Here is a 24880-nt window from a genome sequence, read left to right as displayed (position 1 = left end):
CAATCGCTCGATGGACCTCGGGAGGCCCGCCACCAGAAAAGGGAGTGACGGACCGAAGTCAGGGAGTGCAGCTCTTCTTACGCCGGTATGACCCGGATCAAGTTCGCGGGTCGGCAGCTTTGCCATCTCAGCACACCACATGTGTGCACCCCGGAGCGGGGCCGATTGTGCGGGCCGAAGCCCGCCGCCGTCAACCCGGGGGCTGGTGCAGGTCGCCGTCGACGTAGAACCAGCGCTCGTCCTCGCGCACGAAACGGCTGCGCTCGTGCAGGCGGAACGCCACGCCCGTCGCGCCGCGCTGGCGGGCGACGAACTCGACCTCGGCGTGGTCGGCATCGAGCACCGAGCGCGAGCGGATGTCCAGCCCCAGCCATTTGACGCCCGGCTCGAACTCGACCGACGCCGGCCGCTTCGACGCATGCCAGGTGGCGAGCAGGTAGTCGGCACGCGCCAGCACGAAGGCCGAGTAGCGCGAACGCATCAGAGATTCGGCGTCGGGCGCCGGCGTGTTCTCGAAATCGTCGAGGTAGCGCCCACAGCACAGGGCGTAGCCGATGGGCTTGTCGCGACGGTCGGTACGGCCGCAGGGGCAGGGGCCGGGAGTGGGGTCGGTGGCGCTCATGAAGGGCTCTATTGGAACACTTGGCGCGGCGGAGGCTGAAGGTGGGGTGTGGGGGGGCTTCAGGGCATGCCCGGCTGACTTGAGGACGAGCTTGGGCTCGCATGGGTCTGCAGGCGCTGGACGCCCACCCACACGTTGCCGCAGAGAGCGAGTCGGGAGTAGAAAGCGCGTTGATATCGCAAAGGAGTGCATCGCCATGGCGAACGAAACCTCACCCAACCCGATTCAATCGGCGGCGCGAGAGCTGTTCGACCGCTATGAGCGCGAATTCAATGCGGGACTGACGGGTGAAGCCGACCTGGAAGCCGTCGCTGCGCTGTACGCGGAGGCTTTCATTGCGGCCTCGCCCGCCGGTGTCTTCGCGGGCAAGAACGACGACGACCTCAGGAAAGTGTCCGCGCAGGGTTTCAAGCACTACCGCGAGACTGGCGTGCAACGGATGAACGTGCGCAAGCTCGACGTCTCGGCGATCGACGAACTCCACGGGCTCGCCCGCGTGGAGTGGCGAGCGATCTACAAGTTCGATGGCGCGCAGAAGGTGATCGACTTCACCAATGTCTATCTGGTGCGGCTTGAAGGCGCCAGCGCGAAGGTGTTCGGGTGGATCACTGGCGATGAAGCTGAGGCGCTACGGCAGCATGGCATTGGGTAAGAGACGGCCGAGGAACTGCCATGCTGGTATTTCGATGGACTTCTTCGGTCCGCGCAGCAACCCTGGCAGAGCCCCGCCCATGCGCAAGTCAAGCCTGCCAGGGCCATGACTTGTCAGCACACGCACGGCGCGACGCTGAAAGCGAGGACGGCTCCAAAGCGCAGGCCGTCCGCACCATGCGCCGAGAGCACCGCCTTAGAACAGGAATGCCGCTCCAACGCCGATGTCCGAGCCCTTGGATTCGTCGCCTCCAATCCCGTTTCCTAGGCTCTGCTCGCCAGGCGCACCGACACCCAATGTCTTGCCGTTCCCAGAAAGAGAAACGGCTTGTCCAAGGTGCGCGTCCGTGCGCATGGGCGCAGTGGTCACCCATGCGGTCGGAGTCCAGGTCCCACTCTTGTTCGCGAACAGGAAGGCAACGCCTGAATAGGCAGGTGCCCCGAACTGCAGGAGGGGATTGATGCCCGTGCCGAGGGCGCTCATCAGCGGGGCCCCCACCGCCAAGACCATGCCGTCAGAGGACAACGAAACGGAGCGCCCAAAGTCCACGCCCGCAACTGGTCCGCCGGCTGGCGTGGTCATGTTGACGTCCGGGCCCCTCGAATAGTCAACTCCACTGAACGTGAACAAGGTGACAGCACCCGCCTTTGCAAGCCCCGTCACCGTCTTGAGTGGTGAGCCAGCCGCGACAACTCGCCCATCGGCGGACACGGCGACGGAAGCGCCAAAATTCGCACCGGCTTCCGGGGTTGCCGCCTTCAGGTAGTACATCGCAGTGATCGTCGGGATGGTCCACTTCATGACGAGCACAGCGCCAGCGCCGGGCGCCGTGGAGTCATTGGGCGAGTTGTTGAGCGCACTAGGGTCGTTGGGCAGACCTACGACAAGGGTGAGTCCATCGGCCGACACGGCCAACGAGCGAGCCGCGCCCGATGTCGCATAGCTGCCGGAGTTAAAACGACTCCACGCGCCTGCACTCTTCTGATAGCCCTGCAGTGCAAGGCCGTTTCCGGAAACCCACGCGATCGATCCGTCCGCCGAGAGCGCAACGTTCAAGCCGAAGTTTTCGTTCATCAATGCGAATCCAGACTTCAGATAGGCGGCTTCAGTCCAAGTGGATCCCGAGCGTTCGAAGACATATGCAGCTCCGGCCCCGGCTATCAGGTTGTCGAACTTGTTGCCGCCGACATTCACGGCCGAACTCGACTCGCCCGTCGCCCCAACGAGAACAGCGCTGCCGTCCTCCGAGATCGCCACAGACGTACCAAAAGCATCGCCCATGTCGGCATTGGAAGCCGTGAGGCGCGTCTCGAAAGCCCACTGGCCACTGCGGCGCGAGTAAAGCTCGACGAAACCAGCGCCCGTCCCTGCTGCACCCACCACCATCCAGTTTCCATCGCGGGACACGGCCATCGCCCGGCCGAACTCCATGTGTCCGACGGCACCGGACGAAGGCTTGAAGTACCCGATGGCTTCTTGTACGGAGGGGACCGCAAGCGTATGCGAATAGGCACTGCATCCACTTTCATTACAGGCCTGGAGCCCATACCGCTCGGCGCGAGGGGGATTCGTTAGCTCGATGTTCTGCAGCGAAAAGGCCGTCGCCTTGATGTTGTCTGCAATCAGATCGAAAGTACTCGTCCCCGTGGAATCCAAGCTGATGCGGTAGTACGTCGCTCCTGGTACGGCAGTCCACGTAAAGTTATAGGCCTTCACCGAAGCCGTGTAGCTGAGTTGATCGGGCGTCGCAGGCACGGGCACAGGAGGAATATCGCTGCAGGTAGCCACAATCGATGAAACGACTCCGGCAACAGTTCCTGTTCCATTCGAGACAATACAGGTCTGTCCCGCGGGCATGGTCTTGACGCTCACAGCGTAAGTCGCCCCATGCGGGAAGGGATCACGGAATGCAAACGGCCCGTTTGCGTTGACCGTCAGGTCGGGTTGGCCACTGCTTTGCAGCACCAGGCTACCCGTCAGACCGGTGACGTTGCCGCCGACCGCATAGGCCAGCGCAGAGCAGACCACCTGAACGTTGGTCACCGGCGCAGTGATCGTGCCTGAGCCATTGATGACCGCGCATTGCGAACCCACCGGCTGAGCAACGACAGTAATTTCGTACGGGTTGTTTGCAGCAATAGACACAGGGGCCGTGAACGCGCCATCGGCCTTGACCGTGAACTCATCAGCACCATTGAGGCGCAGATTCAGTGGTGCCTTGAGCCCGGAGGCTTTGCCGCTGATCGAGTACGACGGCGCAGGTGCCGGAGGAGGAGGTGCGGGCGGCGCCGGAGCCGGTGCTGGGGCGACAGGGAGTCCCACAAGGGGAAAACCGCTACCACTACCACCACCGCCACCACCGCCGCAGGCGGTCAGGACAGCAGCAAGGCCGATGCTCAATGCGAAGGTCACGCGAGAAAGCGCAGATGGGGTCAGCCGGCCACGGTTCATGTGTCTTAGTACAGTATTAGGTCGCGAGATATTACAGACGCGTTTTGCGGGCGAGGCAGAGAAATTTGAAGTCGTGGCGCCCTCGCGTCATTCGGCTCATATCCAAACTACGGCGTACTTGACTTGGGCGAGATTCAAATCAAGGCGACCGCCTGAGCGGCCCCTTGATGAGGGATTGCGAAGCTTGGTCTTTGAGCAACATGCAGTCGGCCTTGGATCAAGGCGAAAAAGCGGCATACAAGCGTTCTGCTATTCGTCCAACGCCTCGCACTGCATTTCAATCCGCGCATGCAGAAGCCCCAGCGAAACCGCAAGAAACCGCTGCAGCGAACTGCGCTGACATGCATCGAAAAGCGGCGCGGCGTCAGCATCAGAAGTAGCGACGTCGCGTCGATCCTCATCCCAGCCCAGCAGCTGTACCAACGTCTGAGCGCCCTGCACTAAATCACGCGCATCGTTGAGGAAAGCAGCATGGCCTTGCAGTGAAGGAGAGAGCCCTTCGCCTTCAACCCATTCAAAGGGCTTGAACAAGGCAGTGGGTCGTTGAGACGCGCAAGGGCAACCGGCGTCGGTACCCGCATTTGGAGCAGTGGCCATAGGCCTCCAAGGATGTCGATTTGCAACAACCGACGCACCCGCTGCTAAACGAGGGCGGCGGCTCGAACGGGTTAGCAGACCGGGACATCCTTGCGGAAACCGGCAGGGCGCGAGCCCTCCCATTCGAGCCGCCTAAAAAGGAGCACGAACGAAAAAGCCGCAGACCCTGTGCGGTAACTGCGGCTTTCGTCGCAGGATGTCAGCGGGCTGCTAAACCCGGCCCCGCTCATCACGAGGCGAAGGCAATGTAAGCGGTCTCGAAGAGCCTCGTCAAGCTCCAGCGATTGGCACCACCCTACCGAAACATCACCCACTCAGGCCGCATGTTGAACCGCACCGGCAGGATGCTCACGCCAAGCCCGCTGGTCACGTACATGCGCTTGTTGTCCCCGTGCGCGATCCAGCCGTAGGCCCATTCGCGCGGCGCACGCCCAGGCACCACGAGCGCGCCGTAGCCCGGCACGCTGATCTGCCCGCCATGCGTGTGCCCCGCCACCACGAGCCCCTGCGTGCGCGGCATGCCGGCGAAGCTGAAGGGGTCGTGCATCATGACCAGCGTGGCGGCGCCGGGCGGCACGCCGGCCAGGGCCTTGTCGGGCTGCGAATGGCCGGTGGAGTCGTCGCCGATGCCGACCACCCAGAGCGCGTGCCCGGGCAGGCGCACCGAGGCGTTCTCCAGCACGCGGATGCCCTGTGCGGACAGGGCCTTGGCGGTGCGTTCGCCGTCGTGCCACCAGTCGTGGTTGCCGAGCACCGCGTACACGCCCTGCGGTGCCTTCAGGCGGCCGAGCACGGCGGCCATGGCTTCGATGGAAAAGTCTTCGTCGTCGCCGGAGCCCGCAAGAAAGTCGCCGGGCAGCAGGATCACGTCGGGCTGCGCCGCGTTGATCTGGTCGACGATGGCCGCGGCGCGGTCGGCGCTGGTCACGCGCCACAGCGAGCGCGTGCTGAGGTGCCAGTCGCTGGCCACGGCGACCTTCAGGCCGGCCGGGGGTTGCCACTGCGTCGAGCCCAGGGGCTCGACACGCGCGGCCACCCAGCGCGGCTCGATGACGACGCTCCAGGCGGCCAGCGCCGCGAGCACGAGTGCCGCGGCGATCGAGCCCCAGGGTCGGCCGCGGCGTCGGCTCACGTGATCGATCAGGCGAGCGCGCGTTGAATCAGCAGCTTCTGGATGTCCGACGTGCCTTCGTAGATCTGGCACACGCGCACGTCGCGGTAGATACGCTCCAGCGGAAAGTCGTTCACGTAGCCGTAGCCGCCCAGGGTCTGGATGGCGGCGCTGCACACGCGCTCGGCCATTTCGCTGGCGAAGAGCTTGGCCATGGCGGCTTCTTTCAGGCAGGGCCGGCCGGCGTCGCGCAGGCTGGCAGCGTGCCAGATGAGCTGGCGCGCGGCTTCGATCTGCGTGGCGCATTCGGCCAGGCGAAAGCCCACGGCCTGCTGGTCGAAGATGGCGCCGCCGAAGGCTTGGCGCTCCTTGGCGTAGGCCACGGCCACGTCGAAGGCGCTGCGGGCCATGCCCACGCTTTGCGCGGCGATGCCGATGCGCCCACCTTCGAGCGCGCCGAGCGCGATCTTGTAGCCCTCGCCTTCGGCGCCGATGAGGTTCTCGGCCGGGATGCGGCAGCTGTCGAAGTTGATCTGCGCGGTGTCGCTGCTGTGCTGGCCGAGCTTGTCTTCCAAACGCGCGACGTTGTAGCCGGGCGCGTCGGTGGGCACGATGAACGCGCTCATGCCGCGCTTGCCGGCGCCCTTGTCGGTCACCGCGATGACGATGGCGACCTGACCGTTCTTGCCGCTGGTGATGAACTGCTTGACGCCGTCGATCACGTAGCCGTCGCCGTCCTTGCGCGCTGTGGTGCGCAGGCTCGAGGCATCGCTGCCGGCCTGCGGTTCGGTGAGGCAGAAGGCACCGAGCATCTGGCCTTGGGCCAGCGGCTCGAGCCACTTCTTTTTCTGCTGCGCGTTGCCGTAGCGCATGAGGATGGCGTTGACGGGGCAGTTGGTGACGCTGATGGCGGTGCTGGTGCCGCCGTCGCCGGCCGCAATCTCTTCGAGCACGAGTGCGAGCGTGAGGTAGTCGAGGCCCGCGCCGCCATGCTCTTCGGGCACGCAGATGCCGTAGGCGCCCAGTGCGGCGAGGCCCTGGTGCACTTCCTTCGGGAAGCTGTGGTCGCGGTCCCACTTCGGGGCGTTGGGCCAGAGCTCGGCCTGCGCAAAATCGCGCACGGCGTCGCGGATGGCTTCCTGGTCTGCGCTGAGCAGCATGGCGTTGTCTCCAGTTCTTTCTTGTCGGTGGGTGCGAGGCTTACTTGCCGGCGCCCAGGTCCATGATGAGACGCGCGGCCATGTACAGGCGGCGCGGAATGGCACTGATGTCGACGTACTCGGCCTTGTCGCTGTGGTAGCCGAAGCCGGGCAGGCCCAGGCTTTCGATCACGGGCTTGCCCGAGAGCGCTGCGTAGGCCGCGTCGGTGCCGCCACCGGTGCGCTCTTCGACGCCCACGCTGCCGCCGGCTTCCTTGTAGAAGCCCACGGCCTTGTCGACCAGCTTCTTGCCGCCCTCGCCCGCGTTGAAGGCTGGACGGCCGCGCGTGACGAGCACCTTGACGTCGGCCTCGGGCAGTTTTTTCTGCTGCGCCTTTTCTTCGAGGGTCTTCATGGCGGCGTCGAAGTCTTCGTTGCGTGCGTAGCGCACGTCGGCGTTCAGCGTGGCGCTGGCCGGGATGATGTTCGACACGTTGCCGGCCTTGGCGATGGTCCAGTTGAAGCGCAGGTTCTTCGACTTGTCGTCGATGCTCATGGTGCGCAGCACGAGGTCGGAGGCCTCGACCAATGCATTCACGCCCAGCTCGGGCGCGGCGCCCGCGTGCGAGGCCTTGCCGGTGATATTGACCTGCACGTAGGCGATGCCCGAGGTGCCGAGCGACATCTTTTCGTCGCCGGCGCTGGTGGGCTCGAACGAGAGCACGTAGTCGGCCAGCTTGGCTTCTTCCTGGATCAGGTCGCGCGAGCCGAAGGAGCCTTTTTCTTCGTCGGTGTTGAACAGCACGGTGATGGTGCCGTAGTCGCGCACGCCGTAGTCCTTGAGCAGCTTGAGCGTGTGCAGGATGACGGCGTTGCCGCCCTTGTCGTCGGCGATACCGGGGCCGTAAGCCTTGTCGCCTTCGATGCGGAACGGCGCCTTGGCGAGCGTGCCCTTGGTGTACACGGTGTCCATGTGCGACATGAGCAGCAGGTTCTTGCCGCCGCGGCCCTTGAGCTTGCCCACGATGTTGTCGCCGACCACGAGGCCGACCGACTTGCTGCGCGTGACGGTGAAGCCGAGGTTCTTCAGTTCGCCTTCGAGGTACGCGCCGGCGGCGGCCATGCCTTCGGCGTCACCGGTGCCGGTCTCGATGTTGACGAGCTTCTCGAGCGTCTTGATCACCGCCGGCTGCTCGTCGGTGGCGGCCTGGAACAGCACGTTGTCGCGCTTCTGGGCCCAGGCGCCACCTGCCACGAAGGCGGTAGCGAGCACGGCGGCAACGGCGGTACGGTGAATGGATGGGCGCATGAAATCTCCTGCTCTACGCATGGTTTTGTTTGAACTGTCCGGGGTGGAAACCGGCCGGCGCCCTCTCCCGGACGCCGGCGGCTCCTGGCGTTATAGCAATTCGAGCGCGACCGCGGTGCCTTCGCCGCCGCCGATGCACAGCGTGGCGACGCCGCGCTTCTTGCCGCGCGCCTTCAGCGCGTGCAGCAGCGTGACCATGATGCGCGCACCGCTGGCGCCGATGGGGTGGCCCAGCGCGCAGGCGCCGCCGTTCACGTTGACGATGTCGTGCGACACGTCGAGCTCGTGCATGAGGGCCATGGGCACGACGGCGAAGGCTTCGTTCACCTCCCACAGGTCGACGTCCTTCACGCTCCAGCCGGTCTTGGCGAAGAGCTTCTGCACGGCGCCGACCGGCGCGGTGGAGAACCACTCGGGCTGCTGTGCGTGCGTGGCGTGGCCGACGATGCGCGCCAGCGGCTTGGCGCCGATCTTCTTGGCGTGCGACTCGGTCATCATGACCAGCGCGGCGGCGCCGTCGTTGATGGACGAGCTCGAGGCGGCGGTGATGGTGCCGTTTTCTTTCTTGAACGCAGGCTTGAGCGTGGGGATCTTGTCGAGCTTGACCTTGCCCGGGCCTTCGTCGATGGAGATGACGGTGTCGCCGCCGCGGCCCTTCACGGTGACGGGCGTGATCTCGTCCTTGAAGGCGCCCGATTCGGTCGCGGCCTTGGCGCGCTGCACGCTGGCGATGGCGAAGGCGTCCTGCTGCTCGCGCGTGAAGTTGTACTTGGCGGCGCAGTCTTCGCCGAAGGTGCCCATGGAGCGGCCGGGCTGGTAGGCGTCTTCGAGGCCGTCGAGCATCATGTGGTCGTAGATCTTGTCGTGGCCCATGCGGTAGCCGCCGCGGCCCTTGAGCATGAGGTAGGGCGCGTTGGTCATGCTTTCCATGCCGCCCGCCACGATGACGTCGTGCGTGCCGGCCAGCAGCAGGTCGTGCGCGAGCATCGCGGCCTTCATGGCCGAGCCGCACATCTTGCTGAGCGTGACGGCGCCCGCGCTGTCGGGCAGACCGCCCTTGTAGGCCGCCTGGCGCGCCGGGGCCTGGCCCTGGCCGGCCATGAGGCAGTTGCCGAACAGCACTTCACCCACGCTCTCGGGCGCGATGCCGGCGCGCTCGACGGCCGCCTTGATGGCCGCGCCGCCCAGGTCGTGCGCGGAGAGGGACGAAAAGTCGCCCTGGAAGCCACCCATGGGGGTGCGGGCGGCGCCGACGATGACGATGGATTCGGACATGGGGGTCTCCTTCAGGAATGTGAAAGTGAAATCAAAGACAAAACGAAAACAGGAATCGGGAACGGGCGGTCAGAAATGCGTCGCGTGGCCTTCGTGCTGGAAGCGTTGCGACTCTTCGTACGGGAACACATCGAGCATCTGGCCGGCCTGGATGCGTTCCTTGTGGTGCTGCCAGAAGGCGGCATCGAGCAGGTCGGCGTGGTGCGCCATGAAGGCGGCGCGCACGTCCTTGTTGCCCAGCAGAAAGGGTTCGAAGGTCTCGGGGAACACGTCCTTCGGGCCGACCGAATACCAGACCTCGCCGCTCATCTCGTCTTCTTCGTTGCGCGGCGTGGGCACCTTGCGGAACTTGCAGTCGGTGACGTATTCGATTTCGTCGTAGTCGTAGAACACGACCTTGCCGCCGCGCGTGACGCCGAAGTTCTTCCACAGCATGTCGCCGGGGAAGATGTTGGCGGCCACCATGTCCTTGATGGCGTTGCCGTACTCGATGACCGCATGCTCGAGCTGGTCCTTGGCTCGCCGGGCCTGGGCCGGGCTCTCGGGGTGGGCCAGCGTGTCGAAGGCTTCCTGCAGGTAGATGTTCAGCGGAATCATGCGGCGCTCGATGTAGACGTGCTTGAGCACGACCTCCATCTCCCCGTTGCCGTCGCGGTCGCCGATCTCGAGCTGGCTGGGCGCGAACTTGCGGATCTCTTCGATGAGCTCGGGCTCGAAGCGGTCGAGCGGAAAACCGACGTTGCTGTACTCGAGCGTGTCGGCCATGCGGCCCACGCGGTCGTGCTGTTTCACGAGCATGTACTTGCCCTTGATCTGCTCGCGCGTGGTGTCCTTCTGCGGCGGGTAGAAGTCCTTGATGACCTTGAACACGAAGGGGAACGAGGGCAGGTCGAACACCAGCATGACCATGCCCTTGATGCCGGGCGCGATGCGAAAGCGGTCGCTCGAGTAGTTCAGGTGCGACAGGAAGTCGCGGTAGAACAGCGTCTTGCCCTGCTTGGCCAGGCCGAGCGCGTTGTAGATTTCGGCGCGCGGCTTGCGCGGCATGAGCGAGCGCAAAAACTGCACCCAGGCCGAGGGCACTTCCATGTCGACCATGAAGTAGGCGCGCGCAAAGCTGAACAGCATCTGCAGGTCGTCTTCGCCGAACAGCGCCGCGTCAATGTAGAACTTGCCGTGGGTGTCGTGCAGGATGGGCAGCGAGAACGGGATCTCGGTGAAGCCGTTCATGATCTTGCCGACCACGTACGCGCCCTTGTTCCGGTAGAACAGGCCCGACAGCACCTGCAGCTGGAAGTTGGCCCGCAACTTGACCTGGTGAAAGCGGTTCAGGATGACGTGCGCCACGCGCTCGGCATCGCGCCGCTTGTTGGCGTAGCTGCCCTGCAATGCGAAGTCGTCGAGCATCTGCTCGATGATGTCGGGCAGCGTGGCCTGCGAGGGGTAGTACGGCCGGTAGGTGGGTGCGCCGCGCGGCTCGATGTACTCGGTGCTGATGGCCGGGCGCACGAAGATGAAGTCGTTCTGGAAGTAGGCCCGGTGCAGGATCTTCGTGGTGACCGAGTTGAAGAAACTCTCGGCCAGCTCGGGCTGGTGGTGGTTCACCAAGAGGCCGATGAAGTGCAGCTTGACCTGGTGCCAGACCTCCATGGGCTGGTCGCCGGCCTTGAACTCTTTTTCGAGCCGGGCCACGGCCTCGTTCACGCGCAGGTCGTAGAACTCGATGCGCTCGCGCTGCGCCCGCTGCTGGCCGTGCCAGTCGGCGGTCTCGAAGCGGTGCTTGGCGCGCGCCGATTCGGCCCGGAACAGCCGGTAGTGCCGGTTGAACCCGTCGATCATCGCCTTCGCGATGTCGTAGGCCAGCGGTGAATCGAGGCGCTGCGGGAACATGGCGGCAATACCGACGGGGGCGGCGATGGCAGCGGCAGCGAACTCAGGCGGCTGGCGGCGTCTCGGTGCCTTCGGTGCCGTCGGCACCCGCCTGCGCCGACGGCGAGGCGCCTGCCGGCTTGCTCCACTTGTAGCGGATGCGCTGCACGGCGGCCTTGTAGATGGCGTCGAGCGGCTTGTCGCCCTCGACACTCAGGCCGAGGTCTTGCAGCAGGCCGTCGTGCACGCCGAAGGTCCAGCCGTGGATGCGCACCTTCTGGCCGCGCGCCCAGGCGTCGACCATGACGGTGCTGACGGCCACGTTGACCACCTGCTCGGCCACGTTGAGCTCGCACAGCGCATCGACGCGCACGTCTTCGGGCAGGCTGTCGAGCATCACGCTGTGACGGTCGCGCACGTCCTGGATGTGGCGGATCCAGTTGTCGGCCAGGCCGATGCGCTTGCCGCTGAGCGCAGCTTTCACGCCGGCGCAGCCGTAGTGGCCGACGACCATGATGTGCTCGACCTTCAGGTGCTCGACCGCGAACTGGATCGCCGAGAGCGCGTTGAGGTCGGAGTGCACCACGATGTTGGCGACGTTGCGGTGCACAAACACTTCACCCGGCTCCAGGCCGGTGATCTGGTTGGCGGGCACGCGGCTGTCGGAACAGCCGATCCACATGTAGCGCGGCGTCTGCTGCTTGACAAGGCCGGTGAAGAAGCCGGGCCGGTCACGCTCCATCTGGGCGGACCAGGCACGGTTGTGGGCAAAGAGGTCGTCGAGGTTGTCGGAGGGCATGGTGGTCTATTGTCAGTGAGTCGTCGTGTCGGGCGTGTTTTCGCCACCTCGGGCGTCCTGGACGGCCTTGGCGGCCTTCTGCGCCCTGGTCAGGGTGGCGCGACCCTTTTTCTCGTGCTCACGCACTTCGGCGAGGTTGGCCTGCAGTTCGGCCAACTGCGCCTCGAGCTGCGCGCGGTGGGCGCCGAGCACGCCCAGGAATTTTTCCAGCTGCGGCACGGTGTCGCGCGGGCTGTCGTACATGTCCAGGATGTCTTTCGCCTCGACCAGCGTCAGGCCCAGGCGCTTGGCGCGCAGCGTGAGCGTGAGCCGCGCCCGGTCGCGCGCGCTGTACACGCGCTGCAGGCCGGCCCGCTCAGGCGACAGCAGGCCCATGTCTTCATAGAAGCGGATGGCGCGCGTCGTGAGGTCGAACTCCTTGGCGAGCTGGCTGATGGTGAAGGTCTGCGCGGGCATGGGCGGCAAGGGTTGCGGGGGCGACAGCAGGTTGGCGGCGCATTCTCTACAATGTTGCCTCAACCCATGACGTTTACGTAAACGTCAATCATACATGAACCTCCTCGAACGCGAACTCCACTACCCCCTGGGCGACACCCTGCCCGCCGCTGGCGAAGCACTGGAAGTCGCGCCCGGCGTGCGCTGGATCCGCATGCGGCTGCCTTTTGCGCTGGACCACATCAACCTCTGGCTGCTGCGCGACGCGATCGACGGCGTCGAGGGCTGGACGGTGGTCGACTGCTGCATCGCGCACGACGAGGCCCGCGCGCAGTGGGAGCAGATTTTCGAGACCCAGCTGCAGGGCCTGCCGATCCTGCGCGTGATCGTGACCCACATGCACCCCGACCACATCGGCCTGGCCGACTGGCTGTGCCAGCGCTGGAACGCGCCGCTGTGGATCAGCGCCACCGACTACCACGTGGCGCGCGTGCTGTGCAGCGCCGGCGACACGCTCGCGGGCGGCGACGCGGCGGCCGACTTCTTCACCTCGCACGGCCTCACCAACCCCGAGTCGATCGCCAAGATCCGCGCGCGCACCAGCTACTACACCAACATGGTGCCCAGCGTGCCCGCCCGCTACGTGCGCATGATGGACGGCGACATCGTCCGCATCGGCGGACGCGACTGGCGCTGCATCAGCGGCTACGGCCATGCGCCCGAGCACATCGCGCTGTACTGCGCCGAGCCGAAGCTGCTGCTGGGCGGCGACATGATGCTGCCGCGCATCTCGACCAACGTGAGCGTGCACGCGGGCGAGCCCGAGGCCAATTCGCTGCGCCTGTTCCTGGACAGCATCAACAAGTTCAAGGCCCTGCCGGCCGACACGCTGGGCCTGCCCTCGCACGGCAAGCCCTTCACCGGCATCCACCGCCGCGTCGACCAGCTGCAGGAGCACCACCGCGACCGCCTGGCCGAGCTGCTCGAAGCCTGCCTCGCGCGCCCCATCACGGCGTCGGAGGGCCTGCCGATCCTGTTCAAGCGCGAGCTCGACCTGCACCAGATCACCTTCGCCATGGGCGAGACCGTGGCCCACCTGCACCTGCTGTGGTTCTCGGGGCAGGTGAAGCGCACGCTCGATGCCGACGGCATCTACCGCTTCGGCGCAGCCTGAGGCCCCCCGGCTTTTCACTTCGCTTCGCTGCGTGTAACTCCACCCCCCGAGGGGGAGGCGCGGCTCGCCTTGGGGCGGCCCGGCGGCGGCCGCATAGACTCTGGGAATGACAATGTCGAACACGCTGGCTGAGCTGCGCGCCGGCCGGCTGGCCGGCGCACGACGACTGGACCTCTCGTGCGGACTCACCGAGTTCCCGCGCGAGATCTTTGCGCTCGCCGACACCCTCGAAACGCTGAACCTCACGGGCAATGCGCTCAGCGCGCTGCCCGACGACCTTGGTCGGCTGCACCGGCTGCGCGTGCTGTTCTGCTCCGACAACCGCTTCACCGAACTGCCGGCCTCCATCGGCCAGTGCCGCCAGCTCGACATCGTGGGCTTCAAGGCCAACCGCATCGCCCACGTGCCCGCCGAGGCGCTGCCGCCCTCGCTGCGCTGGCTGATCCTGACCGACAACGCGATCGAGGCACTGCCCGACACCCTCGGCGACTGCACCCGCATGCAGAAGCTGATGCTGGCCGGCAACCGCCTGCGCGCCCTGCCGCCGTCGGTGGCCGGCTGCCGGCAGATCGAGCTGCTGCGCCTGTCGGCCAACCGCTTCGAGGCGCTGCCCGACTGGCTGTCCACCCTGCCGCGTCTGGCCTGGCTGGCCTGCGCGGGCAACCCGTTCGACACCCAGGCCGAAGACGCCGCCATCGACGCGCCCACCGTGCCGCACGTCGACTGGCGCAACCTGACGCTCGGCCCGAAGCTCGGTGAAGGCGCCTCGGGCGTGATCCACCGCGCCACGCTGGCCACACCCGATGCCGCCGCGCAGCCCGTGGCGGTGAAGCTGTTCAAGGGCGCCGTCACCAGCGACGGCTGGCCGCACAGCGAGATGGCCGCCTGCATCGCGGCCGGCGCGCACCCGACGCTGATCGCCGCGCAGGGCCGCATCGACGGCCACCCCGATGGCACCGAAGGCCTGGTGATGGCGCTGGTGCCACCCTCGTTCCGCACCCTGGCCGGTCCGCCGAGCCTGGCCTCGTGCACCCGCGATGTCTACGCCAACGACGCGCGCTGGACCACCCGCACCGCCCTGCGCATCGCGCGCGACATCGCGGCGGCCATGGCGCACCTGCATGCGCGCGGACTGCTGCACGGCGACCTGTACGCCCACAACATCCTGTGGCACGCGCAGGACGGCGGGCGGCTCGGCGACTTCGGCGCGGGCTGGATGACCGGCGCGCTCGACCCGGCACTGGCGAAGGCCCTGCAGAGCGTGGAAATGCGCGCCTTCGGCTGCCTGCTCGAAGAGCTGGCGGAGCGCTGCGACGATGCGGCTTCTTCGCCCTTGACCACGCTCGCGGCGCGCTGCCTGCAAGCCGACGTGGCGGCACGGCCATCGTTCGCCGAGGTGCTGCCGGTGCTGGACGCCGCCGAACCATGACGCGCCCCCGCTTCCCCGTTCCGATGCCCACGCGCGACGGCGTGAGCCCGAGCTGCGTTTCGCTGCCTCACGGCCCCTGGCCCACCATCGCCGACTTTCTCGTCGAGCGCTTTCCCGCCATCTCGCGCGAGGCCTGGTTGTCGCGCATTGAAGCGAACGACGTGTGCGACGAGCACGGCGTGTCCATCACCGCCACGCGGCGCTACGAGTCGCCGCTGCGCGTGTACTACTACCGCGCGCTCGACGCCGAGACGCCCATCCCTTTCGAAGAATTGGTGCTGCACCAGGACGACGACCTCGTGGTGGTCGACAAGCCGCCCTTCGTGCCTGTCACGCCCACCGGCAAGTACGTGCAGCAGAGCCTGCTGGTGCGCCTGAAGCGCAAGCTCGGGCTGGACGACCTCGTGCCGCTGCACCGCATCGACCGCAACACCTCGGGGCTGGTGCTGTTCTCGGTGCGCCGCGAGACGCGCGGCGCCTACCAGGCGATGTTTCCCGAGCGGCGCATCGACAAGCACTACGAGGCCGTCGTGCCGTGGCACGAGGGCGTGTCGTCGGTACCCGCCGTGTACCGCAGCCGGCTGGTGGACGACGACCATTTCATGCGGATGCGCGAAGCGCCTGGCGAGCCGAATTCCGAGACCCGCATCGTGCTGCGCGAGGCCCGCGACGGCCATGCGCTGCTGGAACTCTCGCCCGTCACCGGCCGCAAGCACCAGCTGCGGGTGCACTGCCAGGCGCTGGGTTTGCCGATCGTGAACGACCCGTTCTATCCCACGCTGCAGCCCGCGGGGAATGACGACTTCGACAGGCCGCTGCAGCTGCTGGCCCGGTCGCTGTCTTTTATCGACCCGCTGAATGGCGCCTTGCGCACCTTCGAGAGCCCGCGCCGGCTGGCGCTGCCTTCTGCTCCTGCTGCCGCCTAGGTGACGCGGCGCGGGCGCGTCGCGGACTAAGCTTTCTCCTGACGGGAATTGAATTTCCTCTCTTCCACCACTCAGGAGACAACCGCACATGGACACCACCCAACTCTTCTCGCTGAAGGGCCGCAGCGCCTTGATTACCGGCGGCTCGCGCGGCATCGGCCGCATGATTGCCGAAGGCTTCCTGGCGCAGGGCGCACGCGTGTACATCTCGGCGCGCAAGGCGGCGGCTTGCGATCAGACGGCGAAGGAGCTGTCGGCTTTTGGGCATTGTGTGTCGCTGCCTGCTGATGTGTCGACTGTGGAGGGGGCGCAGGCGCTGGTCGATGCTTATGCGAAGCATGAAGGGTCGCTCGATATCCTGGTCAACAACGCGGGGGCTGCTTGGGGGGCGCCGTATGAGGAGTTTCCGGAGAGTGGATGGGACAAGGTCGTCGACCTGAACCTGAAGACGCCCTTCTTCCTGACCAAGGCGCTGACGCCGATGCTCAAGAAGGCGGCTACGGATCATCTGTCGAAGGTGATCAACATTGCTTCTATCGACGGGATTTCTGTGAATCCGCAGGAGACTTATTCGTATGCGGCGAGCAAGGCTGGGTTGATTCAGCTGACGCGGCGGATGGCGCTGCGGTTGGCGCAGGATCGGATCGTGGTGAGTGCGATTGCTCCTGGGGCGTTTGCTTCGGATATGAACAAGGATGCGCGGGATCATGGGGATGAGGTCAAAGGACGGATTCCTGCTGGGCGCATTGGTACGCCTGAGGACATGGCTGGTGCCGCCATCTACCTGGCTTCGCGGGCTGGGGACTATGTGATGGGGTCTACGCTGGTGGTGGACGGTGGGGTTACGCACGCTCGCTAGGTTTTGGACTGCGTTGTGAGGTTGCTTCCCGGGGCCGGGTCTCGCCCCGGCGGGCGACCTACTTTTCTTTGCTTCGCCAAAGAAACGTAGGCAAAAGAAAGGCGACCCTGCTGTCTGCGTCCCTCCGCTTCGCTTCGGGCAACCTGCGGTGCTCACGTTTCGCGGGGTCTCGCCCAAACTCGCTTCGCTCAAACAAGGGCGAGCCCTGATCCGCGAAACGCTGCGCTCCTCGGCGCATACAGAAGGGGTTGGGATACCAACGGGCCATCGCTTCGCTCGGCCAGTGGGCCGCAGCAGGCGCTGCGCGCCTGCTGCGGCGGGGATTGGTCATAGCGCTGCTCCTTGCATGAGCGCATGCGCGTGCGTTCATACAGATGCGGGTGTGCCCACCACCACCACCACCACCACGAGCACGAGCACGAGCACGAGCACAAACGCAGGCTTCGGCTGTTGGCAGTTCCCGGGCCGAGCGAAGCGACGGCCCGCGGTCCCCTCCCCTCTGGCTGCGCCGAGGAGCGCAGCGTTTCGCGGATCAGGGCTCGCAGCTGTTTGAGCGAAGCGAGTTCTGCGAGACCCCGCGAAACGCGAGCACCGCAGGTTGCCCGTAGCGAAGCGCAGGGTCGCAGACAGTGGGGTCGCCTTTTCTTTGCTTACTTTCTTTTGGCGAAGCAAAAGAAAGTGAGTCGCCCGCCGGGGCGAGACCCGGCCTCGGGAAGCAAAAGAAAGCAGTCAGCCCCACCGAGGCACAGCCTCATCCTTCAACTGCTGCCTAAGCACCCCATAGTCAGGCACCACGCTTTCAACGGTCTCCCAGAACCGATGCGAGTGATCCATCACCCGCAGATGCGCCAACTCATGCGCCACAACGTAGTCGATCACCGGCAGGCGAAAGTGAATCAACCGCCAGTTCAGCCGAATCGACCCATCCGCACTCGCACTCCCCCACCGCGTAGCAGCGTTAGAGAGCGACAGCTTCTGCCATGACACCCCCAGCAGCGGCGCAAAGTGATCCAGCCGCTCGATAAACAGCTTGCGCGCCTGCCGCATCAACCAGGCCTGCGCCGCATCCCGAATCTGCGAAGGCGCAGCGTTCTGCGCCACAGCCAACCGCAGAGTCCGCGGCCCACCGCCTTCGACAGCAGGATCGAGCGTCCCTCCCACACTGGCAAACCCGTGCTTCGGATCGAGCCGGATCACCACCAGCTCGCCAAGAAAAGGAAACTCCGCCCCGTCTTCCCAAGCAATCCGCGTCGCCTCGACCCGTGCATTGCGTTGCTGCGTCTCCGCCAGCTTGCGCAAAATCCAGTCAGCCTTCTCACGCACCGCCGCATCGACATCGCGCAACGTGACCCACCGCGGCGCCCGCACCGACAGTCCTTCGGCACCAACCAGAAAACCGATGGTCTTGCGCTGCCCCCGCTTGAACTCGTAGGCCACCCGCGCCGACCCCAACACCACTTCACGCGTGGCCTGCGGATGTGTGAAATTCGCCAGCGTCAGTGTGTCAGCCAACGGCACCGCAGGACGCGGATCAACGGGTCCGACAGGTGAAGGCGCGACAGCCACCACCGGCGCGGGAGCAGCAGGTGGCACAGGCGCTGGCGCCTTCTTCCGCGGCCGCCGCGGCGGCGCAGCAGCAGGCGCCGGCGTGCTCCCCAGCCCCTCGAAGAGGTCCATCGTGAACTGCAGCATTCCCCGCATGTCGGGCCCGGGTCTGAGGGTGGCGCGTCAGCCCGCTTCGCGCGGCAACGTCTGCTGCGGCTGCGCCGGGGTGTCGCTGTAGGCCTCGGGGTCGAGGCGGCGCATCTCGGCCTCGATCCAGGCTTCGACTTCACGCATCAGCTCGTCGGGCTTGCGGCCCACGCTCGAGATCGCCGGGCCGATCGACACGTCGACCACGCCAGGGCGCTTGATGAAGGCCTTGCGCGGCCAGACCTTGGCCGAGGTGACGGCAATGGGGATCACGGGCACGCCGGTCTCGCAGGCCAGGCGCGTGCCGCCGCTCTTGTAGGTGCCCTTCTGGCCACGCGGAATGCGCGTGCCTTCGGGGAACATGATGATCCAGATGCCCTGCGCGAGCAGCTTGCGGCCCTGGTTCACCACCTTGTTGAACGCCTGCGCGCGCTGGCTGCGGTCGATGTGGATCATGTCCAACCGCGCCATCGCCCAGCCGAAAAACGGCACGTAGATCAGTTCCTTCTTGAAAACGAAGGCCAGCGGATGCGGCATCAGCGTGGGCATGAGGAAAGTCTCGAGCGTGGACTGGTGCTTCACCAGCAGCACCGCGCCGGCGAGTTGGTCGGTCGGCAGGTTTTCCATGCCGGTCACGCGGGTCTTGATGCCCAGCAGCACGCGCGCGCCACCGATGGCCCAGCTGAGCCATTGCTCGGCCATCCAGTACAGCGGAATGCCACGCTTCCAGAGCGAGCTGACGCACATGATGATGCCCCAGGGCACCACGGTGACAAGCATCCACAGGGCGTGGAGAACAGAACGGAGAAACGCCATCAGACAGCCACCTGCAGTGCAGCCCGCGCTTCGCGCGCGAGCAGAAAGTCGACAAAGGCGGCGAGGTCTTCATGCACCCTCGTGTCCGCCGGATATTCGGGAGGCAGCGGGTGAACCCCGCGGCACGCCGCGCCCATGCCCGTGAGCAGGAGGTGCGGTTCGCAGCCGGCCGCGGCGCCGGCCTGCAGGTCGCGCAGGCTGTCGCCCGCGGTGGGCACGCCCTTCAGGTCGATGCCGAAGCGGTCGCCGATCTGAAGGAACAGCCCTTCCTTGGGCTTGCGGCAGTCACAGCCTTCGTCGGGACTGTGCGGGCAATAGAACACCGCATCCACCTTGCCGCCCACGGCCGCGAGCATCTTGTGCATCTTGGCGTGCATGGCATTGAGCGAAGCCATGTCGAACAGCCCGCGGCCCAGGCCCGACTGGTTCGACGCCACCACCACGTGCCAGCCCGCATGGTTCAGGCGCGCCACGGCCTCGAGCGCACCGGGCAGCGGCGTCCACTCGATGTCGCTCTTGACGAAATCTTCGCGGTGCACGTTGATCGTGCCGTTGCGGTCGAGGATGACGAGCTTCATGGCGGAACCGCTCCTGGTGGAGGGATGGGGCACGGGGTCAGACAGCCAGCCGCTCGAGCTGCGCCACGCGGTTCATCGCGCTGTGCAGCGACATCAGCAGGCCCAGGCGGTTCAGCCGCAGGTCGGCCTGCTCGGCATTCACCATCACGTCCGTGAAGAACGCATCGACCGGTTCGCGCAGCGCGGCCAGCGTCTGCAGCGAGCCGGTGTAGTCGCCCGCGTCGAACTGGGCGTTGGCGGCGGGCACGACCTGCGCCATGGCGGCGTGCAGCGCCTTCTCGGCGGGCTCCTGCAGCAGCAGTTCGCTCACGTGCGCGTCGGCCTCGGGTGCCTTCTTCAGGATGTTGCCGATGCGCTTGTTAGCGGCGGCCAGCGCGGCGGCGGCGGGCAGTGCGGCAAAGGCGCGCACTGCCGCCAGCAGCTTGGGCACTTCGCCCAGGCGCTGCGGCAGCGGGGCCAGCACGGCGTCGACTTCCTGGGCGCTGGCGCCCTGCTCGCGCAGGCTGCCGGCGAGGCGGTCGAGGATGAAGTCGCGCAGCTCGACCGTGGCCTTGCTGCCGTCGAAGCCGTCGATGGCGCTGAACTGCGCGGCGGCGTCCTGCAGCAGGGCGTCGAGCCCCAGCGCGAGGTCTTTCTCGATCAGCATGCGGATCACGCCCAGCGCGTGGCGGCGCAGCGCGAACGGGTCGCGGTCGCCGGTGGGCAGGTTGCCGATGCCGAACATGCCGACCAGCGTCTCGAGCTTGTCGGCCAGCGCGACCACGAGGCCCACGCTGTTGCGCGGCAGCTCGTCGCCGGCGAAGCGCGGCTTGTAGTGGTCTTCGATGGCGTCGGCCACCGCGGCGTCGAGGCCGTCGTGCAGCGCGTAGTAGCGGCCCATGGTGCCCTGCAGCTCGGGGAACTCGCCGACCATGTCGGTCACGAGGTCGGCCTTGGCCAGTTGGGCGGCCTGGGTGGCTTGCGCGGCGAGCGTCGCGTCGCCGAGCTTCTCGGCAATGCCGCGCGCGATGTGCATCACGCGCTGCACGCGTTCGCCCTGCGTGCCGAGCTTGTTGTGATAGACCACCTTGCCCAGCGATTCGACGCGCGAGGCCAGCGATTTCTTGCGGTCCTGGTCGAAGAAGAACTTGGCGTCGGCCAGGCGCGGGCGCACCACGCGCTCGTTGCCGCCGGTCACGGCGCTCGCGTCGTCGGGGCTGATGTTGCTGACGACGAGGAACTTGTTGGTGAGCTTGGCTTGCGCGTCGAGCAGCGGGAAGTACTTCTGGTTGGCCTTCATCGTGAGGATGAGGCACTCCTGCGGCACTTCGAGGAACTCGCGCTCGAAGCTGCAGACCAGCACGTTGGGGCGTTCGACCAGCGCCGTGACTTCGTCGAGCAGCGCGTCGTCGTGGATCGGCACGGAGCCGCCGCCCACCGTCACGGCGGCGGCCGCGAGCTGGCGTGCGATTTCGGCGCGGCGCGCTTCAAAGCTGGCGATGACGGCGCCGTCGTCCTGCAGCTGCAGGGCGTAGCTGTTGGCATCGCGCAGCACCACGGGGTCGACCGCCGCTTCGAAGCGGTGGCCGTGCGTCTCGCGGCCGGCCTTCAGGCCCAGCGCCTCGATGGGCACCACGGTGTCGGCATGCAGCGCCACCAGGCCGTGCGCGGGGCGCACGAAGCTCACGCTGCTCCAGCCGGGCAGTTCGCAGCCGCTTTCGAGCTGGTAGCTCATGACCTTCGGAATCGGCAGCTTGGCGATGGCTTCGGCCAGCGCCTTCTGCAGGCCTTCGGCCAGCGTGGCGCCCTTGGCGGTGCTTTCGTAGAACAGGGCTTCGGCCTTGCCGTCCATGGCGCGCTTGAGGCCGGGCACGGCCGAGGCGTCGGCGCCGAGCGCGGCCAGGCGCTTGAGCAGCGCGGGCGTCGGTTGGCCCGAGGCGTCGAGCCCCACGGCCACGGGCATGAGCTTTTGCGACACGGCCTTGTCGGCGGCGCGCTCGGCCACGTGCGTGAGGTGGGCGGCCAGGCGGCGCGGCGAAGCGTAGGGCGTGAGCACCGAGCCGGCTTCGGCCAGGCCTTGGGCCACGAGCTGGTCGCGCAGCACGCCCGCGAAAGCCTCACCGAGCTTCTTCAGCGCCTTGGGCGGCAGCTCTTCGACAAACAGTTCAACCAGCAGGGAGTTCTTGTTGTTCATGGGGGTCGTCATCGCTCAGGCGGCTTTCTTCGGGGGCATCTGCGCGACCCATTCGCGCGGGGCCATCGGGAAGCCCAGGCGCTCGCGGCTGTCGTAGTAGCTCTGCGCCACGCTGCGCGCGAGGTTGCGGATGCGGCCGATGTAGGCCGCGCGCTCGGTCACGCTGATCGCGCCGCGCGCGTCGAGCAGGTTGAAGCTGTGCGCGGCCTTGAGCACCTGCTCGTAGGCCGGCAGCGCGAGCTGCTCGGTCATGAGGTGCTTGGCCTGCTTCTCGTGCGCGGCGAAGGCGGTGAAGAGGAATTCGGCGTCGCTGTGCTCGAAGTTGTAGGTCGACTGCTCGACCTCGTTCTGCTTGTAGACGTCGCCATAGCTCAGGCCGTCGGTCCAGGTCAGGTTGTAGACGTTGTCCACGCCCTGCAGGTACATGGCCAGACGCTCCAGGCCGTAGGTGATCTCGCCGGTGATGGGCTTGCAGTCGATGCCGCCGACCTGCTGGAAGTAGGTGAACTGGGTCACCTCCATGCCGTTGAGCCAGACCTCCCAGCCCAGGCCCCAGGCGCCGAGCGTGGGGTTCTCCCAGTCGTCTTCGACGAAGCGGATGTCGTTCTTCTTCAGGTCGAAGCCCAGGGCCTCGAGGCTGCCGAGGTAGAGCTCGAGGATGTTGCTGGGCGCGGGCTTGAGCACGACCTGGTACTGGTAGTAGTGCTGCAGGCGGTTGGGGTTCTCGCCGTAGCGGCCGTCCTTGGGGCGGCGGCTGGGCTGCACGTAGGCGGCCTTCCAGGGCTCGGGACCGAGCGCGCGCAGGAAGGTGGCGGTGTGCGAGGTGCCCGCGCCCACTTCCATGTCGTACGGTTGCAGCAGCGCACAGCCCTTGTCGGCCCAGTACGACTGCAGTTTGAGAATGATTTGCTGGAAGGTCAACATGAAGCTGGCCGGCGTCGAGGGCCGGACATTGGACGGGACGGTGGCGCGGCACACGCCGCGAAAGGCGACGATTTTACGTTCGCGGGAGGGCATCTCTCCCACAGCCGCTCGGGATGCCGGCTGCCGCGACAGCTCGCGCGGCTGTGGGACAAAGCCCGGCCCCGCACGCTTTTTTTGCGTTTCCCGCCGCTTTCGGCACTTTCCTGCGCTTTCCCCCTCTCTCACTGCATGGCATCGCCCCACATCGGCCCCGACACCCCGTTTTTCATCGTGCTCAACGCCGGCTCCGGCAGCGACGACGCCGCGCAGGCCCGGCAGGTCATCGACGACGCCTTTGCCGCGGACGGCCGCCGGCACCGCGTGTTCCTCGTGGACGGCCCCGGCCGCGTGCAGGCGCTGGCGCGCGAAGCGGTCGAACGGGCCCGGGCCGTGGGCGGCGTGGTGGTGGCCGCGGGCGGCGACGGCACCATCAACGCCGTGGCCCAGGCCACGCTGGGCAGCGGCTGCCCCTTCGGCGTGCTGCCGCAGGGCACCTTCAACTACTTCAGCCGCACCCACGGCATCCCGCGCGACACGGCGCAGGCGCTGCAGGTGCTGCTCGCGCAGCAGCCCCGGGCCGTGCAGGTGGGGCTGGTGAACGACCGCGTGTTTCTGGTGAATGCCAGCATGGGCCTGTATGCCGACCTGCTGGAGGAGCGCGAAAGCCACAAGGCACGCTTCGGCCGTCACCGCTGGATCGCCTTCTACTCGGGCCTGCTGACGGTGCTGCGCGGGCGCCATCGCCACTGGCAGCTGCGCATCGCCTCGCACGGCCACGAGCGCGACATCCGCACGCCCACGCTGTTCGTGGGCAACAACCCGTTGCAGCTGATGCAGGCGGGCGTCGACCACGCCGAGGCGCCCGAGCAGGGCCGGCTGACGGCGGTGGCGCTCAAGCCGGTCGGCCTGCTGTCGATGCCGGGGCTGCTGGTGCGCGGCGCGCTCGGGCGGCTGGGCGATGCCGACGAGGTGCTGAGTTTCCCCTTCGAGTCGATGACGGTGAAGGCCGGCCGGCTGCGCACGCCGCGCCGCGTGAAGATCGCCACCGACGGCGAGATCGACTGGGTCGACATGCCCCTGCTGTTCCGCGTGGCGCCCGACCCGCTGTGGCTGGTGCGGCCCGACAGCGCGCCCGAGCTGGAGGCGGCGCGGCCATGACCTGCCTGCTGCAAGTGTCCGACCCGCACTTCGGCACCGAACAACCCGAGGTGCTGCAGGCGCTCGAACGCCTGGCGCACGCGCTGGCGCCGCAGGCGGTGCTGCTGTCGGGCGACATCACGCAGCGCGCCACGCGCCGCCAGTTCGCGGCGGCGCGCGCCTTTGCCGAGCGGCTGACGGCGCCAGTGGTCGCGATTCCGGGCAACCACGACATCCCGCTGTTCCAGCTGGCGGCGCGCGTCTTTGCGCCCTACGGCCGCTACACGGAGGCCTTCGGCCCCGACCTGGAGCCAGTGTTCGCCTGCGACGACTGGCTGGTGGTCACGGTCAACACGACGCGCTGGTACCGGCACGAGGACGGCGAGGTGTCGCCCGCTCAGATTGAGCGTGTGGCGGCGCGGCTGGCACAGGCTTCGCCCCGGCAGGTGCGCGTGGTCGTGACGCACCAGCCGGTGCTGGTGACGCGGCCCGAAGACCGGCAGAACCGCCTGCACGGGCGCGCGGCGGCGGTGGCGCGCTGGACGGCGGCGGGCGCCGACCTGATCGTCGGCGGCCACATCCACCTGCCTTTCGTGCGCCCGCTGGACGAGCGCTTTCCGGGCTGCCCGCCCACGGCCTGGGCGGTGCAGGCCGGCACCGCCGTGTCGACGCGCGTGCGCTGGGATGCGCCGAACTCGGTGAACGTGCTGCGCGCGGAGGCGTCCGGCGACGGCGCGCAGCGCGTGTGCGTGGTCGAGCGCTGGGACCATTCGGCGGCAGACAAAGCCTTCACGCGCGTCGACCTATTGCGGCTTCCGCTTGCCAGCCGCGCGACGGCCCCTTAGGGTTGCGCCGCATGCCTCCTGCGGACACC

General features: G+C 66.9%; 22 protein-coding genes and 1 riboswitch. Of the genes, 7 read left to right on the top strand and 15 right to left on the bottom strand.

Features of this window, described 5'->3' with window-relative positions; translation table 11 throughout:
• Nucleotides 1–57: 57 nt before the first annotated feature.
• Nucleotides 58–163, bottom strand: a riboswitch (TPP riboswitch).
• 27 nt (nucleotides 164–190) lie between these two features.
• Nucleotides 191–622, bottom strand: coding sequence for a YchJ family protein (locus tag AC1RLW_RS25835; RefSeq protein ID WP_095746929.1), 432 nt, complete (start codon nucleotides 620–622; stop codon nucleotides 191–193).
• A gap of 196 nt (nucleotides 623–818) precedes the next feature.
• Between AC1RLW_RS25835 and AC1RLW_RS25830 the strand changes: the two genes are divergently transcribed.
• On the top strand, nucleotides 819–1274 hold the full coding sequence (locus AC1RLW_RS25830) for a DUF6841 family protein (protein WP_354348246.1): 456 nt from the start codon (nucleotides 819–821) through the stop codon (nucleotides 1272–1274).
• Between the two features lie 195 nt (nucleotides 1275–1469).
• On the opposite strand, the gene AC1RLW_RS25825 is transcribed toward AC1RLW_RS25830, so the two are convergent.
• The 9 genes from AC1RLW_RS25825 to AC1RLW_RS25785 form a co-directional block, all read right to left on the bottom strand.
• The gene (locus AC1RLW_RS25825; RefSeq protein WP_493195607.1) at nucleotides 1470–3686 is read right to left on the bottom strand and encodes an FG-GAP repeat protein; all 2217 of its coding nucleotides are present in this window, start codon (nucleotides 3684–3686) and stop codon (nucleotides 1470–1472) included.
• Between the two features lie 288 nt (nucleotides 3687–3974).
• Entirely contained in the window at nucleotides 3975–4256 is a 282-nt protein-coding gene (locus AC1RLW_RS25820; protein ID WP_354348248.1) for a hypothetical protein, read from the bottom strand.
• 361 nt (nucleotides 4257–4617) lie between these two features.
• Nucleotides 4618–5454 carry a metallophosphoesterase gene (locus tag AC1RLW_RS25815; protein WP_493195606.1) on the bottom strand — a complete coding sequence of 279 codons (837 nt, stop codon included), beginning with the start codon at nucleotides 5452–5454 and terminating at the stop codon, nucleotides 4618–4620.
• A gap of 8 nt (nucleotides 5455–5462) precedes the next feature.
• Complete coding sequence (locus AC1RLW_RS25810; protein WP_159272769.1) at nucleotides 5463–6593, bottom strand: acyl-CoA dehydrogenase family protein; 1131 nt, start codon at nucleotides 6591–6593, stop codon at nucleotides 5463–5465.
• 40 nt (nucleotides 6594–6633) lie between these two features.
• Nucleotides 6634–7881: a glutamate carboxypeptidase gene (locus AC1RLW_RS25805; protein ID WP_070062931.1), complete on the bottom strand. Its 1248-nt coding sequence runs from the start codon at nucleotides 7879–7881 to the stop codon at nucleotides 6634–6636.
• 90 nt (nucleotides 7882–7971) lie between these two features.
• A complete protein-coding gene (locus AC1RLW_RS25800; protein ID WP_095746933.1) occupies nucleotides 7972–9156 on the bottom strand; it encodes an acetyl-CoA C-acyltransferase in 1185 nt (394 codons plus the stop codon).
• A 69-nt stretch (nucleotides 9157–9225) separates the two neighbouring features.
• Nucleotides 9226–11046, bottom strand: a complete 1821-nt coding sequence (gene aceK / locus AC1RLW_RS25795; protein WP_062478759.1) for a bifunctional isocitrate dehydrogenase kinase/phosphatase — start codon at nucleotides 11044–11046, stop codon at nucleotides 9226–9228.
• A 43-nt stretch (nucleotides 11047–11089) separates the two neighbouring features.
• Nucleotides 11090–11824, bottom strand: coding sequence for a carbonate dehydratase (can, locus tag AC1RLW_RS25790; protein WP_062478745.1), 735 nt, complete (start codon nucleotides 11822–11824; stop codon nucleotides 11090–11092).
• Between the two features lie 12 nt (nucleotides 11825–11836).
• Nucleotides 11837–12280: a MerR family transcriptional regulator gene (locus tag AC1RLW_RS25785; protein ID WP_070062936.1), complete on the bottom strand. Its 444-nt coding sequence runs from the start codon at nucleotides 12278–12280 to the stop codon at nucleotides 11837–11839.
• A gap of 94 nt (nucleotides 12281–12374) precedes the next feature.
• Between AC1RLW_RS25785 and AC1RLW_RS25780 the strand changes: the two genes are divergently transcribed.
• The 4 genes from AC1RLW_RS25780 (at nucleotide 12375) to AC1RLW_RS25765 (ending at nucleotide 16647) form a co-directional block, all read left to right on the top strand.
• On the top strand, nucleotides 12375–13433 hold the full coding sequence (locus tag AC1RLW_RS25780) for an MBL fold metallo-hydrolase (protein WP_493195605.1): 1059 nt from the start codon (nucleotides 12375–12377) through the stop codon (nucleotides 13431–13433).
• Between the two features lie 112 nt (nucleotides 13434–13545).
• Nucleotides 13546–14862 (top strand): leucine-rich repeat-containing protein kinase family protein, encoded by a 1317-nt coding sequence (locus AC1RLW_RS25775; protein ID WP_493195604.1) that lies wholly within the window; start codon nucleotides 13546–13548, stop codon nucleotides 14860–14862.
• The gene (locus tag AC1RLW_RS25770; protein ID WP_493195603.1) at nucleotides 14859–15788 is read left to right on the top strand and encodes a pseudouridine synthase; all 930 of its coding nucleotides are present in this window, start codon (nucleotides 14859–14861) and stop codon (nucleotides 15786–15788) included. Before AC1RLW_RS25775 ends, AC1RLW_RS25770 begins: the two co-directional genes overlap by 4 nt.
• An 88-nt stretch (nucleotides 15789–15876) precedes the next feature.
• Complete coding sequence (locus tag AC1RLW_RS25765) at nucleotides 15877–16647, top strand: SDR family oxidoreductase (RefSeq protein ID WP_062478757.1); 771 nt, start codon at nucleotides 15877–15879, stop codon at nucleotides 16645–16647.
• Between the two features lie 729 nt (nucleotides 16648–17376).
• Here AC1RLW_RS25765 and AC1RLW_RS25760 read toward each other — a convergent pair.
• The 5 genes from AC1RLW_RS25760 to glyQ are packed head-to-tail and all read right to left on the bottom strand — an operon-like array spanning nucleotide 17377 to nucleotide 22830.
• Nucleotides 17377–18348, bottom strand: a complete 972-nt coding sequence (locus AC1RLW_RS25760) for a M48 family metallopeptidase (protein ID WP_307638745.1) — start codon at nucleotides 18346–18348, stop codon at nucleotides 17377–17379.
• 27 nt (nucleotides 18349–18375) lie between these two features.
• Complete coding sequence (locus AC1RLW_RS25755; protein ID WP_095947897.1) at nucleotides 18376–19155, bottom strand: lysophospholipid acyltransferase family protein; 780 nt, start codon at nucleotides 19153–19155, stop codon at nucleotides 18376–18378.
• Nucleotides 19155–19733 carry a D-glycero-beta-D-manno-heptose 1,7-bisphosphate 7-phosphatase gene (gene gmhB, locus AC1RLW_RS25750; protein WP_070062939.1) on the bottom strand — a complete coding sequence of 193 codons (579 nt, stop codon included), beginning with the start codon at nucleotides 19731–19733 and terminating at the stop codon, nucleotides 19155–19157. Before gmhB ends, AC1RLW_RS25755 begins: the two co-directional genes overlap by 1 nt.
• A gap of 37 nt (nucleotides 19734–19770) precedes the next feature.
• On the bottom strand, nucleotides 19771–21906 hold the full coding sequence (glyS, locus tag AC1RLW_RS25745) for a glycine--tRNA ligase subunit beta (protein WP_493195602.1): 2136 nt from the start codon (nucleotides 21904–21906) through the stop codon (nucleotides 19771–19773).
• A 15-nt stretch (nucleotides 21907–21921) separates the two neighbouring features.
• Nucleotides 21922–22830: a glycine--tRNA ligase subunit alpha gene (gene glyQ / locus AC1RLW_RS25740; RefSeq protein ID WP_062481784.1), complete on the bottom strand. Its 909-nt coding sequence runs from the start codon at nucleotides 22828–22830 to the stop codon at nucleotides 21922–21924.
• A 228-nt stretch (nucleotides 22831–23058) separates the two neighbouring features.
• Between glyQ and AC1RLW_RS25735 the strand changes: the two genes are divergently transcribed.
• Both AC1RLW_RS25735 and AC1RLW_RS25730 read left to right on the top strand, forming a co-directional pair.
• The gene (locus tag AC1RLW_RS25735) at nucleotides 23059–24027 is read left to right on the top strand and encodes a diacylglycerol/lipid kinase family protein (protein WP_493195601.1); all 969 of its coding nucleotides are present in this window, start codon (nucleotides 23059–23061) and stop codon (nucleotides 24025–24027) included.
• A complete protein-coding gene (locus tag AC1RLW_RS25730; RefSeq protein WP_493195600.1) occupies nucleotides 24024–24851 on the top strand; it encodes a metallophosphoesterase family protein in 828 nt (275 codons plus the stop codon). Before AC1RLW_RS25735 ends, AC1RLW_RS25730 begins: the two co-directional genes overlap by 4 nt.
• Nucleotides 24852–24880 lie beyond the last annotated feature (29 nt).

It is taken from the genome of Variovorax sp. GW822-FHT04A09, from assembly GCF_058801005.1.
This window is presented reverse-complemented; position numbering and strand designations above follow the sequence as displayed.

Excerpts from the sequence above, each read along its gene's own strand:
- glyQ (WP_062481784.1), bottom strand. The coding sequence starts at position 22,830 with ATGTTGACCTTCCAGCAAATCATTCTCAAACTGCAGTCGTACTGGGCC.
- AC1RLW_RS25760 (WP_307638745.1), bottom strand. The coding sequence starts at position 18,348 with ATGCGGGGAATGCTGCAGTTCACGATGGACCTCTTCGAGGGGCTGGGG.
- AC1RLW_RS25785 (WP_070062936.1), bottom strand. The coding sequence starts at position 12,280 with ATGCCCGCGCAGACCTTCACCATCAGCCAGCTCGCCAAGGAGTTCGAC.
- glyS (WP_493195602.1), bottom strand. The coding sequence starts at position 21,906 with ATGAACAACAAGAACTCCCTGCTGGTTGAACTGTTTGTCGAAGAGCTG.
- AC1RLW_RS25810 (WP_159272769.1), bottom strand. The coding sequence starts at position 6,593 with ATGCTGCTCAGCGCAGACCAGGAAGCCATCCGCGACGCCGTGCGCGAT.
- AC1RLW_RS25775 (WP_493195604.1), top strand. The coding sequence starts at position 13,546 with ATGTCGAACACGCTGGCTGAGCTGCGCGCCGGCCGGCTGGCCGGCGCA.
- AC1RLW_RS25735 (WP_493195601.1), top strand. The coding sequence starts at position 23,059 with ATGGCATCGCCCCACATCGGCCCCGACACCCCGTTTTTCATCGTGCTC.
- AC1RLW_RS25805 (WP_070062931.1), bottom strand. The coding sequence starts at position 7,881 with ATGCGCCCATCCATTCACCGTACCGCCGTTGCCGCCGTGCTCGCTACC.
- AC1RLW_RS25835 (WP_095746929.1), bottom strand. The coding sequence starts at position 622 with ATGAGCGCCACCGACCCCACTCCCGGCCCCTGCCCCTGCGGCCGTACC.
- aceK (WP_062478759.1), bottom strand. The coding sequence starts at position 11,046 with ATGTTCCCGCAGCGCCTCGATTCACCGCTGGCCTACGACATCGCGAAG.
- gmhB (WP_070062939.1), bottom strand. The coding sequence starts at position 19,733 with ATGAAGCTCGTCATCCTCGACCGCAACGGCACGATCAACGTGCACCGC.
- AC1RLW_RS25830 (WP_354348246.1), top strand. The coding sequence starts at position 819 with ATGGCGAACGAAACCTCACCCAACCCGATTCAATCGGCGGCGCGAGAG.
- can (WP_062478745.1), bottom strand. The coding sequence starts at position 11,824 with ATGCCCTCCGACAACCTCGACGACCTCTTTGCCCACAACCGTGCCTGG.
- AC1RLW_RS25770 (WP_493195603.1), top strand. The coding sequence starts at position 14,859 with ATGACGCGCCCCCGCTTCCCCGTTCCGATGCCCACGCGCGACGGCGTG.
- AC1RLW_RS25730 (WP_493195600.1), top strand. The coding sequence starts at position 24,024 with ATGACCTGCCTGCTGCAAGTGTCCGACCCGCACTTCGGCACCGAACAA.
- AC1RLW_RS25800 (WP_095746933.1), bottom strand. The coding sequence starts at position 9,156 with ATGTCCGAATCCATCGTCATCGTCGGCGCCGCCCGCACCCCCATGGGT.
- AC1RLW_RS25755 (WP_095947897.1), bottom strand. The coding sequence starts at position 19,155 with ATGGCGTTTCTCCGTTCTGTTCTCCACGCCCTGTGGATGCTTGTCACC.
- AC1RLW_RS25765 (WP_062478757.1), top strand. The coding sequence starts at position 15,877 with ATGGACACCACCCAACTCTTCTCGCTGAAGGGCCGCAGCGCCTTGATT.
- AC1RLW_RS25780 (WP_493195605.1), top strand. The coding sequence starts at position 12,375 with ATGAACCTCCTCGAACGCGAACTCCACTACCCCCTGGGCGACACCCTG.